Raw genomic sequence first — 15,625 nt, 5'->3', positions numbered from 1 at the left:
GCTTAAGCGAGCGCGGCCACATTCCTTTCATCGTGTTTTGCGTGCAGACGCAATGAAAGGAGAGCCCGAATGAACAACCGCCTCACATCGCCCCGCGCCCTGGTCCTTGCCCTGGCGACGGCCGGGGTCGTCGGTGCCGTCGGCGCCGGCGCGTACACCAGCGCCCGCGCGCTCGGCGCGCCCCAGACCACCAATGCCGCCGCCACGGCGCCCGCGGCGATGGTGACGCTGCCCGATTTCTCGACCATCACCTCGCGCGACGGTCCTGCGGTGGTGAACATCAGCGTGACCGGCACCGCAAAGGCTTCGGACGCCGAGGCCGCGGCCGAGATGCAGGGCATCGATCCCGACGACCCGATGTTCCAGTTCTTCCGCCGCTTCCAGGGCCAGATGGGTCCGCAGCGCGACGTGCCGGTGCGCTCGCAGGGCTCGGGCTTCATCGTGAGCCCGGACGGCATCATCATGACCAACGCGCACGTGGTGAAGGGCGCGAACGAGGTCACCGTCAAGCTCACCGACCGGCGCGAGTACCGCGCCAAGGTGCTCGGCGCGGACGAGAAGACCGACATCGCGGTGCTGAAGATCGACGCCAGGAACCTGCCCACCCTGGCGCTCGGCAACACCAAGGAACTGAAGGTCGGCGAATGGGTGCTGGCGATCGGTTCGCCGTTCGGCTTCGAGAGCACGGTCACCGCCGGCGTGGTCAGCGCCAAGGGCCGCACGCTGCCCGACGACAGCTACGTGCCGTTCATCCAGACCGACGTGGCGGTGAACCCCGGCAATTCCGGCGGTCCGCTGCTCAACACGCGCGGCGAGGTGGTCGGCATCAACTCGCAGATCTACAGCCGCAGCGGCGGCTACCAGGGCCTGTCGTTCGCGATCCCGATCGACGTGGCGGTGCAGGTGAAGGACCAGATCGTCGCCACCGGCAAGGCCTCGCATGCGCGCCTGGGCGTGGCGGTGCAGGAGGTGAACCAGGCCTTCGCCGACTCCTTCAAGCTCGACCGGCCCGAGGGCGCGCTGGTCTCCAACATCGAGAAGGGCGGCCCCGGCGACAAGGCCGGCCTCAAGGCCGGCGACGTGATCCGCAAGGTCGACGAGCATCCCATCGTCTCCTCGGGCGACCTGCCCGCCGTGATCGGCCAGCAGACGCCGGGCCGCAAGGTCACGCTCGAGGTGTGGCGCCAGGGCGAGCGCAAGGCGCTCACCGCCACGCTCGGCGATGCGAGCGACAAGGCGGTGCGGGTGGCGAAGAACGACAGCGCCGCCGGCCAGGGCAAGCTGGGCCTGGCGCTGCGTCCGCTGCAGCCGCAGGAGAAGCGCGAAGCCGCGCTCGATGCGGGCCTGCTGGTCGAGGACGTCGCCGGGCCCTCCGCCGTGGCCGGCGTGCAGGCGGGCGACGTGCTGCTGGCCATCAACGGCACGCCGGCGAAGAGCGTGGACCAGGTGCGCGACGTGGTCGCCAGGGCCGACAAGTCGGTGGCGCTGCTGATCCAGCGCGGCGAGGACAAGATCTTCGTGCCGGTGCGCCTGGGTTGACCGGGCGGGGCGGGCGCCTTGCGAGGCGCTAACGCCGCGCGGCCTTCGCAAGCCGCGCGGCAACCTCCGCAAGGTGCGTGGTCAGCTCGCGCGGCGATTCGACCTCGAAGTCATGCCCCAGGCAGGCGAGCCACACCGCCAGCGCGTCGAGCGAATTGGCGCCGGTGCGGATGCGGGTGCGTGCTTCGCCGAGCGCCTCGGTCGCGCCGCCGACCCAGCCGAGGTGCGGTTCGAGCGCCGCGGCCGGCGCATGCACGATCACCGACGCATGGTGCAGGAACGGCAACACCGCGAGCGCATGCTGCATGTACGACTCGATGTCGCCGTGGGGAAGCCGGCGCGCCGTGAAGCGTTCGCCGGTCGGCGCCGGATCGACGATGCGGTCGAGGCGGAAGGTGCGCCAGTCCGTGCGCGCCGCATCCCAGGCGAGCAGGTACCAGTGCTGCCCGGTCTGGACCACGCGATGCGGCTCCACCGTTCGCGCGCTGGTGGCGCCGCCGTGGTCGCGGTAGCCGAAGCGCAGCACAAGCCGGTCGGTGCAGGCCTCGGCGAACAGAGACACCGCCTTCAGCCGCACGCGCGACTTGCCGCGCATGACCGGCACCACCGACGCGCGCACGCTGTCGAGCCGCCTGCGCAGACGCGGCGGCATGAGCTGGTCGAGCTTGGCCAGGGCGCGCATCGCGGCGCTCTCGATGTCGCCGTCGGCGCCGCCGCCCGGGTTGCCGAGGCCCAGCGCCACTGCGATGGCTTCCTCGTCCTCCAGCAGCAGCGGCGGCAGCGCGTTGCCGGCGCCGAGGCGATAGCCGCCCGCCACGCCGGAAGTCGAATCCACCGTGTAGCCGAGGCTGCGCAGCCGGTCCACGTCGCGCCGCAGCGTGCGCTCGGTGATCTCCAGCCGGCCGGCCAGTTCGGTACCGGCCCACGAGCGCTGGGCCTGGAACAGGGAGAGAAGCCGGATCAGGCGTGCGGAAGCGGAGAGCATGGTGCCGATGATGCCTGCGACCGAGGACAGGATCTGTCCGCAATGGGCCGTAGTCTCCGGCTTCTCTTTTTCTTCCACCACGAGGACACGACCCATGAAGAAGACGTACAACGGCAGCTGCCACTGCGGCAAGGTCCGCTTCCAGGCCGACATCGACCTGAGCCAGGGCACCGGCAAGTGCAACTGCTCGATCTGCACCAAGGCGCGCGGCTGGGGCGCCATCGTCAAGCCCGACGCCTTTCGCCTGCTCGCGGGCGAGGAGGCGCTTTCGCTCTACCAGTTCAACACCCACAGCACCGAGCACCTGTTCTGCCGGCATTGCGGCATCCGGCCCTTCGGGCGCGGCAACGTGCCGGAGATCGGCGGCGCCTACGTCAGCGTCAACCTCGGCTGCCTCGACGACGCGACGCCGCAGGAACTCGCCGAGGCCCCGGTGCAGTACATGGACGGCCGCAACAACAACTGGTTCGAGGCGCCGGCCGAGACCGGCCACCTTTGAAGCGTGCCGGCGGCGCCTACCTGCGGCGGCTTCGCGCGCCGGGCGCCGAGGTCTGCGAAGGCGCCGCGCCGCCGTCCACGCCAAGGCGGCCGCCGCCGCCCAGGCCCTGGCCGCGCACCGTCTGCGCCTTGTAGTTGCGCAGCGAGCGGACCATCTGGTTGAAGGCATCCATGAACGCCGCGGCGATCAGCTTGCCCTGTGGCGTGCGCGTGTAGCCGCCCAGGCCGCCCGCGCCGCGATGGCCGCCGAGGTCCCCGAAGCCCGCGAAATCGGTCTTCGAGGCGCTGCCCTCGGCCGCTGCCACCTGCACGCCCGAGCGGTTGTCGATGAGCGTGAGCAGCGCGGCCGCCTCCTTGGTCTGGAGGCTGGCGCCCAGGCTCGCGATGGCGCGGCCGCGGCCGCCACCCACCAGGCCGCCGAGCGCGCCGCCCAGCCCGCCGGCATCGCTGTTGCTGAAGACGATCTCGGGCGAGAGCCCGTAGTCCGAGGCCACCATCTGGCCGCGGCCGAAGTTGCTGCCGCCGCGCATCTCGCCCGACTGCATCAGCGCGCGCTCGCGCGTCATCGCGTTCATGCCGGCCGCGCCGCGCTCGACCACCACGAAGCAGTTCGATTGCTGCACCAGCAGGCGCAGCAGGTTGGCGGTGGGCGGCAGGCGGTACTCGCCCGTCAGGATGGTGTACCAGCCGGCGTTGACGTTCTCGATCAGCGAGACGGTGCCGAGCGGCGATTCGCAGCGCTCGAGTTCGCTGCTTTCGCCCGAGGTGGCGGCGCCGGCCGCGCTGCCGGTGGCCACGGTCTTGGCCGACTGGCTGCCCATCTGCATGTCGAGCGTCTGGCAGCCGGAGAGAACGATAGCGCTCGCGGCGAGTGCGCCTGCAAGCGGAAGTCTTCGAGAGAGGATCATGTGCGCGCCGAAGGATCGAAAGCGCGCGACGATAAGCGCCGCCAGAACGGCACGCCAGTGCCGAAAGTCATGCCGGCCGCGGCCGGGTTCAGGAGGGCTTGTCGCCCGAATCCTTGTCGCTTCTCTGGGCGTCGAGTTGGTCCTTGACCGAGCGGTTGCCGCGCAGCGCGAGGAAGAGGGCGGCGCCGAGCACGACCACCACGACCACCGCGATCAGGCCGCCGTCGAGCACCCACCACCAGAACAGACCGCCCGCAGCGAGCAGCAACGCAATGAGGAGAAAAGGTTTCAGGTGCATGGGGCGGGCCGATAGTACGTTGGCGGTAATGTACGCGGCGTTACTGTTTGTGGCCTGACCCGAGCTCTGGGAAATACCCTGTTTTCGGCGTTTGCGCGGCTGCATCGGTGGTTTTGTCGGCTTCCGCCAACAGGGCGTGGGCCAGCCGCAGATGGTCCAGTCGCTCCTGCGCAAGGCGGAAGCACTCGTGCAGCTCCTCCGGCGTGGGGGCCGGGTAGCCGGGCGGCGGCTGCAGTGCGTTGTCGAGGCGTTCCCACGCCGCCTCCCAGGCGAGCTTCGCGACGGTGCGTGCATCCGAAGACTTCGGCATCATCTTCCTCCGGTGTTCTTATCGCCTCCCATGATGTGGGCGCCGGATGGCTATTCAAGAGCCGTGCCACGCGCGCGACGACCCGCCGCGCGTGCGCCGCGCGCTCGACCGGGGGTGCATGCCACTCAGTGCTCGTCGTACTCCTGCGCGAGTTCCGAGCGCCCTTCGGGCGTGATCTTCAGGATCACTGCCGATTCGTAGTCTTCGAAGGAACCGCGCAGGTCGAGCGGCGGCGAGATGTCGGCTTCGACGCAGCCCAGCGCCTTGAGCACCGCGACGGCCTGGATCACCCCTGGATCCCGAATCAGGATCGGGAAGCTGGCACGCTCGATCTCGAGCAGGTATTCGATCGGTGTGGCGGGGGCCATGCACGAATGCTGATCCAACCGCGGGTGACCGGAGTCAGGCGACTGCAGACGGGGGGTGTGCGCTGGCCCCTACAGGTGTCGGAGGGCACCGCGCCCGCGTGCGCTAGCGCCGGTTCTTGGCGAGCCTCACCCAGCGGTGGTCCGTGTGCCTGCCCGCGTACTCCTCGTCGATCTCCTCGATCACCTTGTCGGCGTTCTGCGGGTCCACGGCCGCGAGGATCGCGTCGATCTTCGCTTCGACCCGGTCGTCGCCCTCCTTGGACTGTGGCGAGCCCACATACAGAAGGAAGGCGAGACCGCCGATCTGCCAGATCAGCTGAAGGAACTCGGACTGCCAGTTCTCCAGCGTGTCGCGCCCCATCTGGATGGCGTAGCCGCTGAACTCGATGGCATGGCCGAACTGCTTCTGCTCGTCCACGTAGGCGAACCAGCCGAACACCCAGTGGCCCACGAGCGAGATGAGAAAGAAGCCGAGCGTGACCCAGCCATAACCGTAGAGCTTCCAGATCGAGTTCTTTTTCACGTTGTTGTCCTTTGGTGTGGAGCGCACCAGTCTCGGACCTCGCGCACGGCGAGGTGGAGGAAACAAGCTGAAATTGAGCGCCGGAATTTCCTACGGTCACCACGGCCGCATGCAGGGCGGCGCGCCGCAAAAGAAAATGCCCCGCTACCTGTTGAAGTAGCGGGGCATTCCAGAGGCCTTGCGGCTTGTAGTGGCTCCTCGACCTGGGCTCGAACCAGGGACCTACGGATTAACAGTCCGGCGCTCTACCGACTGAGCTATCGAGGAACAAGCCTCAGATTATAGCGTGATTTTTTGAGGCTTTCGAGCGCACCTCCGTGGACGCGCAAAAAATCCGAAAAAAATTTCGAGCCATGTCTCAGAGCGACACGCTCAGCCCCAGGCGCAGCGTGCGCGGCGCACCGGGGAAGAGATAGACGTGCCCGAACTGGTAGGGCGATTCCTTCCAGTAGCGGCGATCGAAGAGGTTGTCGATGGCGATGCTCCAGCTCGTCTGCATGCCGCGCATCCGCGTCTCGTAGCGCAGTGCGGCATCGACGCGGGTCCACGAGGGCAGCGCGATCGATCCGTCCGGCAGCACGTTGCGCCGGCCCTCGTGCGAGAGCTGGCCGAGCAGCTCGAGGCCCGGCACGGCGGCCACGCGGTAGGCGGCCTGGGCGCGCAGCACCTGCTTGGGCACGTTGGTCGGCGACTGGCCATTGGTCGCGGGCTCGGCGATGCTGCCGCGGCGCTTGGCGTCGATGAACGCGACGCTGCCGCCGAGCCGCCACGGCCCCGCGTTCCATTGCGCGCCCGCCTCGAGCCCGCGGTGCACCGCGCTGCCGTCGTAGCGGCCTTCGCACGGCGTGATGCCGAGGCGGTTGCAGGCGTCGAGGTTGGTCATCGGCCGGCGGATGTCGAACCAGGCAAGCTGCCAGTTGAAGGCATCGCTGCCGCCCTTGAGGCCGAGCTCCCACTGGCGCGAGGCGAGCGCGGGCAGGGCCTCGCCGGCATTGCCGTACTGCGAACTCTTGTTCGGCACCACCTGCGACTCCACGCCCTTGCCCCAACTCGCATACGCCATCAGGTCCGGTCGGATCGCAAAGCTCGCGCCGATCCACGGCGTGGTGATGCCGTCCTTGTAGCCAGTGGGGCGCGTGCCGTCGGTGCGGATGCTGTCGCGGTCGAGACGCGTGTGGCGCACGCCGAGCCATGTGGTGAAGCGGCTGTTCCAGCGGATCGCGTCCTGCACCGAGAGCTCGGTCGAGCGTTCGTCGCGGTTGGTGTTGGCATCCGTCAGCGTGGGGTCCGGCGGCACGACGGCGGTCGCCAGGATGTTCCCCGTGCCGACGTAGTTGTAGGCCTGGTCCTGGAAGCGGTTGCGCACGCGGCTCGCGAGCAGGCCGAAGCCGAGCTCGTGCCGCACGCTGCCGGTCATCAGGTTGCCCTTGAGGTTCAGGCTGCCCGCGGTCTGGGTGCGCCGTTCGTTCTCGCTGCGGAAGTCGTAGAAGTCGAAGCTGCCGTCGGAACAGTAGCGGTCGTAGTTGCCCTCCACGCCGCAGCCGAAGGCATAGGCCAGCCGGTCGTTGCTGCGCAGCCGCTGCCGGCCGATCTGCGCGCTCCAGCGCCAGTCGGCGTTCAGCGCCTGGCTGAAGCGCAGGCTGCCGGTCAGCGCATCGAAGACCGAGGGCTGCGACCACGGCTGGTTGTTCAGGTTGATCTTCGGATCGACCGGCGCGGGCAGCATGTTGCCGAGCAGGCTGAAGCCGTTCTGGCTCGGCTGCGTCTTGTGGCTGCGTTCGATCTCGAACTCGAGCACCGCGTCGCGCGTGAGGCGCCAGTCGGCCGCGAGCGAGAACAGGTTGCGGTTGCCGTCGAGGTCGTGCACGAGCGGCTTGAGGTTCTCGCCCGCCACGTTGAGCCGATAGCCGAACTGGCGGTCGGCGCCGAAGCGCCCGCCCAGGTCGAGCGCGCCGAGCAGGCTGCCGCGGCTCGTGGTCTCGATGCGCAGCGTGCGCAGGTCCTGCTCGGTCGGCCGCTTCACGATGTAGTTGACCAGCCCGCCGGGCGCGCTGGTGCCGGCCTGGATGCCGCTGGTGCCGCGCAGGATCTCGATGCGCTCCTTGTTGTCGAGCGGGATCGAAGTCTCGGCGCTGATCGGCAGGCCTTCGCGCCGGTAGTTGAAGCGGTTGTCGAGCACGAAGCCGCGCACCGTCAGGTAGTCCCAGTAGCCGGCGGAGTTGTAGGCATCGGTCACGGACGCATCGAACTGCGCCAGGTCGGAGAGCCGGCGCGCGCCGCTCGCGCGAAGCTGGGTGCTGTCGATCACGGTGGCCGAGAGCGGCAGCTCGCGCAGCGGCACGTCGCCGAAGCCGCTGACCTCGGCCTGCGGCGCCGCGCTGCTTTCGTTGACGGTGATCGCGGGCAGTTCGCTCGCGGGCTGCTGGGCCTGCGCGGCGCTGGCGGCTGCCAGCACCAGAAGCGCGGCGGACGCGCCGCGCGCCACCGGGGAAGGACGCGCGAGCGGAGTCGGTCGGAGGTTTGTCTTCATCTGTCGTCGTTCATGCCGCTGCGGCCGTGCGCATCGCCGCCATCCATTGCGCGGCGGTGGCCTCGGGATCGTCGGCCGCGACCAGCGCGCGCACCACGGCCACCGAGCCCACGCCGGTGGCCAGCACTTCGGGCAGCCGCAGCGCGTCGATGCCGCCGATCGCCACCTGCGGATAGCCGCGCATCAGCCGCGCGTACATCGCGAGCCGCGCCACGCCCTGCGGCGCGGTCGCCATCTTCTTGAGCGTGGTCGGGTACACCGCGCCCATGGCGATGTAGCTCGGGCTCACTGCATCGGCGCGCACCATCTCGGCATAGCCGTGCGTGCTCACGCCGAGCCGCAGGCCGCAGTCGCGGATCTGCCGCACCTCCGCCGGATCGAGCGCGTCGAGGTCTTCCTGGCCCAGGTGCACGCCGTCGGCGCCGGCGGTGATGGCGGCCCGCCAGTGGTCGTTGATGAAGAGCAGCGCGCCAGTGCCGCGCGTGGCGTCGACGGCGGCCTGCACTTCGCCTTCGATGGCGGCCGCGTCGTCGGACTTGAAGCGCAGTTGCAGCGTGGGCACGCCCGCGCGCGCCATGCGGCCCACCCATTGGGCATCGGGCAGCACGGCATAGAGGCCGAGCCGCTCGGGGCAGGGCGCGAAGGCGTCCTCGCGCGCCGCGGGCGGGAAGGCGCGCAGGCCGAAGTCGGCCGGCGTACAGGGCCACTGGCTGGCATCGAAGGTGCCGGTGCGCGCGGTCTGTGCCTGCCAGGCGCGCGCGAGGCATTCGGCATCGATCTCGATGAAGCCGAGCGCGCTGCAGGCCTGCTTGGCGCCGCGGTACACCGGGTCGTCGGAGGAATGGCTGGGCGCCGAAACGGCCGAGGCCGCGGCGGTGGTGCCGAAGCGCAGTCCGTGGGCCGCGACGATCGCCTGCGCGACGTGGCGCGAATCGATGGCCGCGCTCATGCCGCGTGATGCCAGAAAGGCGTGCCGAGCACCGGCGTGCTCGGCTGGGCGGCATCCTGTGCGGCCATGGCGCCCGCGCGGTGGGCGCTGCGGCCGGCCTGCACCGCATCGGCGAAGGCGCCGGCCATCGCCACCGGGTCCTGCGCGAGCGCGACCGCCGTGTTGAGCAGCACGCCGTCGTAGCCCCATTCCATCACCTGGCATGCGTGCGAAGGCAGGCCCAGGCCGGCATCGACCAGCATCGGCACGTCGAGCCGCTCGCGCAGCAGCTGCAGCGCATAGGGGTTCACCGGGCCGCGGCCGGTGCCGATGGGCGCGGCCCAGGGCATGACGGCCTGGCAGCCGACGTCGACCAGGCGCTGGCACAGCACGAGGTCCTCGGTGCAATAGGGCAGCACATGGAAGCCGTCGCGGATCAGCTGCGAGGCGGCGTCGACGAGGTTCAGCGTGTCGGGCTGCAGCGTGTAGTCGTCGCCGATCAGCTCGAGCTTGATCCATGGCGTGTCGAACAGCTCGCGCGCCATGTGCGCGGTGGCGACCACCTCCTGCACGCTGTGGCAGCCGGCGGTGTTGGGCAGCACCGGCACCGCGAGCCGGCGCAGCAGCTCCCAGAAGCCGTTGCCGAGCTCGCTGTTGCCCGAGCCCTGGTTGGCGGTCTGGCGGCGCAGCGAGGCGGTGAGCATCGCGGGCCTGGCGCGCTGCACGGCCGCCTCGAGCAGGTCGGGCGAGGGGTAGCGCGCGGTGCCGAGCAGCAGGCGGCTCTGGAAGGTCTGGCCGTAGAGCACCAGCGGGTCGTTCGGGGTCGTCGTGGTCATGTGTGTCGTCTCCATCGGTTCCATCAGCCGCCCGTCACGGGGCGGATCACTTCGATGCGGTCGTCGGCCCGCAGCATGCGCGCCGCATAGGCCGAGCGCGGCACGAACTCGCGGTTCACCGCCACCGCGAAGGGCGGGACGGCCTCGATCGCCGCGATCGCGTCCACCAGCGTGGCGCCGTCGGGCAGCGAGAAGGGCTTGTCGTTGATCAGTACGTGGATCGTCGTCATTCGGTGCGGATCTCCAGGCCCAGGCGGTCGGCGAGCGGCGAACGGCCCTGCGCGAGCAGCTCCATCGCGGCGTCGAGCACGGCGGGCGCGATCATGAAGCCGTGGCGGTAGAGCCCGTTGATCTGCAGCAGGCGCGGATGCGGCCGCCGGATCGCGGGCAGGTTGTCGGGCAGCGTGGGGCGGCACTGGGTGGCGATCTCGAGGATGCGCGCCTCCGCGAAGCCGCTGTGCACCGCATAGGCCGCGCTCAGCAGTTCGAGCGTGGAGCGCACGCTGGCCGGCGACATGTCGTCCGACTCGATCTCGGTCGCGCCGATCACGAACACGCCGCCGGGCTTGGGCGCGATGTAGAGCGGATAGCGCGGATGCACCAGCCGCGTCGGGCGCCGCAGCGTCACCTCGGGCGCATGCACGCGGATGACCTCGCCGCGCACGCCGCGCAGCGCGCGCCACTGCGGCCGGGCGCCGAGTCCGCGGCAGTCGATGAGCTGCTCGGGCTGGCCCGGTGCGCCGGGCGAGAAATCCTCCGGCGCGCGCGGCGACTGCCAGTGCAGCGTCACGTTGGGGCTCGCCTCCAGCGTGGCCCGCAGCGCGCCGAGCAGCCCGCGGTTGTCGAGCTGTCCCTCGCCCGGCAGGTAGAGGCCCTGCGCGAAGCGCCGTTCAAGAGACGGCTCGAGCGCGGCGATGCCGGCCGCGTCGATGGCCTGCATCGGTGCGAGTTCGGGCACCTGCTCGCCGGTGCGCGCGAGCACGCGCGAGAGCCGCGCCGCTTCGGCCGCGTCCTGCCGGTGCCAGAGCACCAGCGTGCCCTCGCGCTGGAAGAACACCGGCGCGGCCAGTGGCGCCAGCAGTTCGGGCCAGCGCGCGAGCGCATGGTGGCCCATGCGCACCACGGGGGCGGGCGCCACCGCCGATTCGGCCAGCGGCGCGAGCATGGCCGCGGCCACGCGCGCGGCCGCGCCCTCGGCCTCGGCGCTGCCGGCCTCGTGCAGCGCGACCTGGCAGCCCGCGCGCGCCAGCGTGACCGCGAGCAGCCGGCCCATCAGGCCCGCGCCGAGGATCGCGACCGAGCGGAAAGGCAGCGGAGCCGGCGTGTTCATGGCCGCCCCTTTCCGCGTCGCCGATAATTTTCCGCATGACCCAAGCACCTACCGACGACGCGCCGCAAGCGCCCCTGCGCTATGCGCGCGTGCTCTCGATCGCCGGCTCCGACAGCGGCGGCGGCGCCGGCATCCAGGCCGACCTCAAGACCTTTTCGGCGCTCGGCTGCTACGGCATGACGGCCATCACCGCGCTCACCGCGCAGAACACGCTCGGCGTCTCGGGCATCCACGGCGTGCCGCCTGCGTTCCTCAAGGCGCAGATCCAGGCCGTGGTCGAGGACATCGGCGTCGATGCCGTCAAGCTCGGCATGCTGCATGCGCCCGAGGTGGTCGAGGTGGTGGCCTGGGCCATCGACCACTACCGGCTGCCCAACGTGGTGCTCGACCCGGTGATGGTGGCCACCAGCGGCGACCGCCTGATCGCCGCCGAGACGGTGCAGGTGCTGGTGCGCGAGCTGTTCCCGCGCGCGAGCGTGGTCACGCCCAACCTCGACGAGGCCGCGCTGCTCGTCGGCCATGCCATCGAAGGCATCGGTGCGCTCGATGGTGCCGCCGACGAGCTGTTGGCGCTCGGCGCGCGGGCGGTGCTGCTCAAGGGCGGTCATCTGCCGGGCGACGAGGTGGTGGACGTGCTGCTGCAGGCCGGCGGCGCGCGCAGGCGCCTGTCGTCGCAGCGCATCGCAAGCCGCAACCTGCACGGCACCGGCTGCACGCTGTCGTCCGCCGTCGCGGCCCATCTCGCGCTCGGCGCCGTGCTGCCCGAGGCGGTCGAGCGCGCGCGCGCCTACATCCTCGGCGCGATGGCCGCGGGCGCGCAGGTGCGAACGGGTGCTGGCCATGGTCCGCTCAACCACGGCTTCGCGCCAGTGCCGACGCACCGCCTGCCGTCGTCGCGGCCGTCGGCTTCGGTCGGCTGATCCACGCCAGCACGAAGGTCGCGGCCAGCGTCGGCAGGGCCGCGCCGAACTGCGGCGCCCATTTGGCACAGGCGTGGTAGGCCGCGATGCCGGCGATCCAGATCAGTGCCGCACCAACGTCCACGCGCCGCGCGGCCACCACCGGCAGCGCCGCGGAGCCGGTGCCGAGCCGGCCGAGGATCACGCCGTAGAGCGGCACGAACACCGAGCTCAGCATCAGCAGGAAGGGTTCGAGCGTGTGCATCGGCAGCACCAGCGCGAGCGCGGTGCACAGCGCCGCCAGCAGCAGGCCCCAGCGCCGCACGCTCCAGCGCGGCAGCAGGCTATGCGTGGAGACGGAGCCGGAATACACGTCGCCATAGGCGTTGTCGAGCTCGTCCACGAGGATCAGGCCCAGCGCGACCAGGCCGCCCTGTGCCAGCAGCAGCGCGGTCACCAGGCCGGTGCCGGGCTCGGCCACGCTCACCACCATCACGCCCAGCGCATAGCACCAGACGTTGGCGAGCGCATAGCCCAGCCAGGTGCCGCCGAAGGCGCCGCCCAGCCCGCCGGCACTGCGCCGGCCGTGGCGCGCATAGTCGGCCACCAGCGGCAGCCACGAGACCGGCATCGCGATCACGAGGTCGAGCGCGCCGAACAGGCCCATGCCGCCGTTGCCGGGCCGGGCCCAGAAGGCCTCGAGGCCCCTGGCCTGCAGCTGCGTCGCGAACTGCCAGCTGAGCCACAGCAGCGACAGCACCACCAGCGGCAGCCCGAAGCGGCTGACGAAGCGGCGCACCAGCTTCACCATCGAGCCCGCGAGCAGCGCGATCAGCACCGCGCCCCACAGCAGCGTGGTGAGCGCGCCGCCGGGGGCGCCGTCGAGCTTCAGTCCGAAGGCCTGCTGGCCGATCGCCTGCGTGCCCTCGCGCATGATCACCAGTTCGAAGGTGGTCCAGCCCACGAGCTGCACGATGTTGAGCAGCACCGGCAACCGCGCGAAGGCGCTGCCGTAGGTGGCATGCATCAGCCCCGCGCTCGCGAGGCCGCTTTCGCAGCCGATGCGGGCGGTCCAGGCCAGCAGCGCGGCGCCGATGCCGGAGCCCAGCACGATCGCGATCGCCGCGTCGCGCGTGCCCACGGCCGGCACCAGATAGGCGCCCACCTGCATCACCAGCAGCCCCACGCCGAGGCTGAACCACAGCGAGGCATGGTCGTGCCAGCCGAAGACGCGCTGCGAGTCGGCAAGCGGCGTGAGCGCCTCGTTGCGGCCCGGCGGGGCGCTGGCGGGTTCGTTGCCCGTGTTGTCGTCGATGCGTGCCATCCGTTTGCTCCATGCAAAAGGTTTGGCAGGTGGGCGGGGCCCGGGTGGCTCGGCCGTCACGCGAAGAAAGAACGTGAGTGGCCACCGGACCAGCTTCCCTGCGCGAGGATTGCCTCGAGCCTGCACCGTCAGCAACGGTGCGGGCCCCCGGTGACACCACCGGACAGGTTCAAAGGGACTTTCTCAGCCGGTCGGCAAGCCGCCCAGCACCCCTAGCCAATGCGCCCCGGCGAACCGCGGCGCGGGGCCGAGTTTATCCGGTGTCGCAAAGGCTGTGACGCCAGCAGCGGCTTTGGGCCGGGATTCACCGCGCCCCGGGGCTGCGCCAAGGCGGCGAAAATCGCGGCAACCACAAGATCAGAGCGCGACCGCCCGGCGGTCAGGGGAGTTTCATGTCACGAGTTCAGGGTCCATCCGCTGCAGACCTTTCGGTTCGGCCGCAGAAGCGCATTCGCCGCTTCCGGGTCGACGTCGGCACCATCATCTGCGCCGTCGCGCTCGTGCAGTCGCTGCTGCTGGTGGCGCTCGGCTACTGGGGCGCCGAGCGGCTGGTGTCGCGCGTCGGGGAGGCGGCGCACAAGCTCGGCCATGGCCGCATCGAGGACAACCTGCTCGCCTTCCTCGCGAAGTCGAAGGCCGTGGTGCATGCGGTCGGCGATTCGCCCAGCCTGCATCCGCTCGGCGAGGACGGCGAGCGCAGCGCCGAGATGCTGTGGACGATGCTGGAGGAGGCCTCCGAGCTCGACTGCATCGGCGTGGCCAGCCCGGACGGCCACCTGCTGATGGCCGAGCGCTACCCGCAACCGGTGATCCGGCAGGTGGAGCGCAACGGCGCCCTCAGCACCGAGACCTGGCAGTTCAAGCCCTCGCCCGATGCCGAGGGCGGCGACGCGCGCCAGCGCTATGCCACCCAGCGCATCGAGGCTTTCCGCACCGGCGCCGATGCGACCGACCAGCGCTGGTTCCGCGACGTGCTGAAGGCCGCGGCGCCGACGTGGACGCCGCCGTTCCAGGCGGCCGCGGGCCAGGAGATCAGCGTCGGCTACGCCCAGCCCGCCCGCCGCGTCGACGACGAAGGCCGCATCCAGCCGCTGGTGGTGGTGGCGCGCGTGTCGCTCGGGCACCTGTCGACGCTGCTGCGCCAGTTCGGCCGTCCCGGCCATGGCGAGAGCGCGCTGCTCAGCGACGACCACCATGTGCTCGCGCGCAGCGACCATCCCGAGGTGGTCCGTGCGCTGCAGTGGGCCGAAGGCGGCGTGCTGGGCGCGATCCATGACTACATGAAGGCGCACGGCATCTCCGAGAACGTTGCGGACGAGAGCTTCGTCGTGGTCCACGACGGCACGCGCTACCGCGTCGAGGCGTCGCACGTCGATCCCACCGGCTGGGAACTGATCAGCTGGGAGCCGCAGGATCCGCTGATCGCCGACCTGGATCGCCTGGTGCACTGGGGCCTGCTGCTGACGCTCGCCTTCCTGGTGCTCGCGCTCCTCATCTCGCTGCGCCTGTCGCGGCTCGTGACCGCGCCGATCGAGAACCTGGCCAACACCGCGCGCCGCATCGGCCGCCTCGAACTCGACGAACTGCCGCAGGAGCACAGCCGCGTGCTCGAGATCCAGCACCTCAATCGTGCGCTCGACGACTCGGCGCGCAGCCTGCGGGCCTTCGCCAAGTTCGTGCCGATCGACCTGATCCGCCAGCTCGTCGCCGAGGGCCACGACCTCGCGCCGGGCGGCTCGCCGCGCCGCGTGACCGCGATGTTCACCGACGTGGAGGGCTTCGCCGGCATTTCCGAATCGCTGGAGGCCGGCGTGCTGGTGCGGCAGCTCACCGAGTATTTCAACCTGGCCGGGCGCGTGTTCGCGCGGCACGGCGGCGTGGTCGACAAGTACATGGGCGACGGCATCATGGTGCTCTGGGGCGCACCGGTGGACCTGCCGGATGCGGAGTACCGCGCCTGCCTCGCATCGCTCGATCTGCATGCCGAGATGACCGCGCTCAACCGGCGGTGGGAGGCCGAAGGCCTGCAGGCGTTCCGCACCCGCGTCGGCATCCACACCGGCGTGGTGATCGCCGGCGTGCTCGGTTCGAGCGACCGGCTCTCGTACACCGCGGTGGGCGACGTGATCAACGTGGCGAGCCGCATCGAGGGCGCGAACAAGCACCTGGGCACGAGCACCCTGATGTCGGAAGCCACCCACGCCGGGCTGCGCGGGCGGCTGGCCACGCGCCGCATCGAGGAGCAGGTGGCGCTGCGCGGCCGGCAGACGCGGATGGTGCTCTACGAACTGCTCGAGCCGCAGCCGGGGGACGCCGCGGCGTCCTGAGCGGCGGCGGATCGGCGATCAT

General features: G+C 70.7%; 16 protein-coding genes and 1 tRNA gene. 4 read left to right on the top strand and 13 right to left on the bottom strand.

The genetic code is table 11. From position 1 onward, the window contains the following. The first annotated feature begins 69 nt into the window (after positions 1–69). The gene (locus M2165_RS23120; RefSeq protein WP_280816911.1) at positions 70–1,539 is read left to right on the top strand and encodes a DegQ family serine endoprotease; all 1,470 of its coding nucleotides are present in this window, start codon (positions 70–72) and stop codon (positions 1,537–1,539) included. Between the two features lie 28 nt (positions 1,540–1,567). On the opposite strand, the gene M2165_RS23115 is transcribed toward M2165_RS23120, so the two are convergent. Further along, positions 1,568–2,524 (bottom strand): YafY family protein, encoded by a 957-nt coding sequence (locus M2165_RS23115; protein ID WP_280816910.1) that lies wholly within the window; start codon positions 2,522–2,524, stop codon positions 1,568–1,570. A gap of 94 nt (positions 2,525–2,618) precedes the next feature. Between M2165_RS23115 and M2165_RS23110 the strand changes: the two genes are divergently transcribed. Further along, the gene (locus M2165_RS23110) at positions 2,619–3,023 is read left to right on the top strand and encodes a GFA family protein (protein ID WP_280816909.1); all 405 of its coding nucleotides are present in this window, start codon (positions 2,619–2,621) and stop codon (positions 3,021–3,023) included. Between the two features lie 16 nt (positions 3,024–3,039). Here M2165_RS23110 and M2165_RS23105 read toward each other — a convergent pair whose 3' ends face one another. From M2165_RS23105 to M2165_RS23055, 11 genes are all read right to left on the bottom strand, one after another. Then, positions 3,040–3,930, bottom strand: coding sequence for a CsgG/HfaB family protein (locus M2165_RS23105; RefSeq protein WP_280816908.1), 891 nt, complete (start codon positions 3,928–3,930; stop codon positions 3,040–3,042). 88 nt (positions 3,931–4,018) lie between these two features. Next, on the bottom strand, positions 4,019–4,228 hold the full coding sequence (locus M2165_RS23100; protein ID WP_280816907.1) for a hypothetical protein: 210 nt from the start codon (positions 4,226–4,228) through the stop codon (positions 4,019–4,021). A 40-nt stretch (positions 4,229–4,268) separates the two neighbouring features. Further along, positions 4,269–4,538, bottom strand: coding sequence for a hypothetical protein (locus M2165_RS23095; protein ID WP_280816906.1), 270 nt, complete (start codon positions 4,536–4,538; stop codon positions 4,269–4,271). Between the two features lie 125 nt (positions 4,539–4,663). After that, positions 4,664–4,906, bottom strand: coding sequence for a hypothetical protein (locus tag M2165_RS23090; RefSeq protein WP_280816905.1), 243 nt, complete (start codon positions 4,904–4,906; stop codon positions 4,664–4,666). 103 nt (positions 4,907–5,009) lie between these two features. Beyond that, positions 5,010–5,429, bottom strand: coding sequence for a DUF6766 family protein (locus M2165_RS23085; RefSeq protein ID WP_280816904.1), 420 nt, complete (start codon positions 5,427–5,429; stop codon positions 5,010–5,012). 191 nt (positions 5,430–5,620) lie between these two features. Then, positions 5,621–5,696, bottom strand: a tRNA-Asn gene (locus M2165_RS23080). Between the two features lie 91 nt (positions 5,697–5,787). After that, on the bottom strand, positions 5,788–7,959 hold the full coding sequence (locus M2165_RS23075; protein WP_280816903.1) for a TonB-dependent siderophore receptor: 2,172 nt from the start codon (positions 7,957–7,959) through the stop codon (positions 5,788–5,790). Positions 7,960–7,969: 10 nt separating this feature from the next. Beyond that, positions 7,970–8,908 carry a thiamine phosphate synthase gene (gene thiE / locus M2165_RS23070; RefSeq protein WP_280816902.1) on the bottom strand — a complete coding sequence of 313 codons (939 nt, stop codon included), beginning with the start codon at positions 8,906–8,908 and terminating at the stop codon, positions 7,970–7,972. Then, a complete protein-coding gene (locus M2165_RS23065; protein ID WP_280816901.1) occupies positions 8,905–9,723 on the bottom strand; it encodes a thiazole synthase in 819 nt (272 codons plus the stop codon). The genes thiE and M2165_RS23065 overlap by 4 nt, the downstream gene beginning before the upstream one ends. Positions 9,724–9,746: 23 nt before the next feature. Then, the gene (gene thiS / locus M2165_RS23060; protein WP_280816900.1) at positions 9,747–9,953 is read right to left on the bottom strand and encodes a sulfur carrier protein ThiS; all 207 of its coding nucleotides are present in this window, start codon (positions 9,951–9,953) and stop codon (positions 9,747–9,749) included. After that, positions 9,950–11,053: an FAD-dependent oxidoreductase gene (locus M2165_RS23055; protein ID WP_280816899.1), complete on the bottom strand. Its 1,104-nt coding sequence runs from the start codon at positions 11,051–11,053 to the stop codon at positions 9,950–9,952. The genes thiS and M2165_RS23055 overlap by 4 nt, the downstream gene beginning before the upstream one ends. Before the next feature lie 35 nt (positions 11,054–11,088). On the opposite strand from M2165_RS23055, the gene thiD reads away from it, so the two are divergent. After that, entirely contained in the window at positions 11,089–11,973 is an 885-nt protein-coding gene (gene thiD / locus M2165_RS23050) for a bifunctional hydroxymethylpyrimidine kinase/phosphomethylpyrimidine kinase (protein WP_280816898.1), read from the top strand. Here the strand turns inward: thiD and M2165_RS23045 are convergent. Further along, entirely contained in the window at positions 11,903–13,276 is a 1,374-nt protein-coding gene (locus M2165_RS23045; RefSeq protein ID WP_280816897.1) for a cytosine permease, read from the bottom strand. The genes thiD and M2165_RS23045 overlap by 71 nt on opposite strands. Positions 13,277–13,668: 392 nt before the next feature. Between M2165_RS23045 and M2165_RS23040 the strand changes: the two genes are divergently transcribed. After that, positions 13,669–15,603, top strand: a complete 1,935-nt coding sequence (locus M2165_RS23040) for an adenylate/guanylate cyclase domain-containing protein (RefSeq protein WP_280816896.1) — start codon at positions 13,669–13,671, stop codon at positions 15,601–15,603. The last annotated feature ends 22 nt before the right edge of the window (positions 15,604–15,625 follow it).

It is taken from the genome of Variovorax sp. TBS-050B (assembly GCF_029893635.1).
Classification (GTDB): domain Bacteria; phylum Pseudomonadota; class Gammaproteobacteria; order Burkholderiales; family Burkholderiaceae_C; genus Variovorax.
Note: the sequence above shows the minus strand (reverse complement) of the source record. Positions and strands in the feature narration are given on the sequence as shown.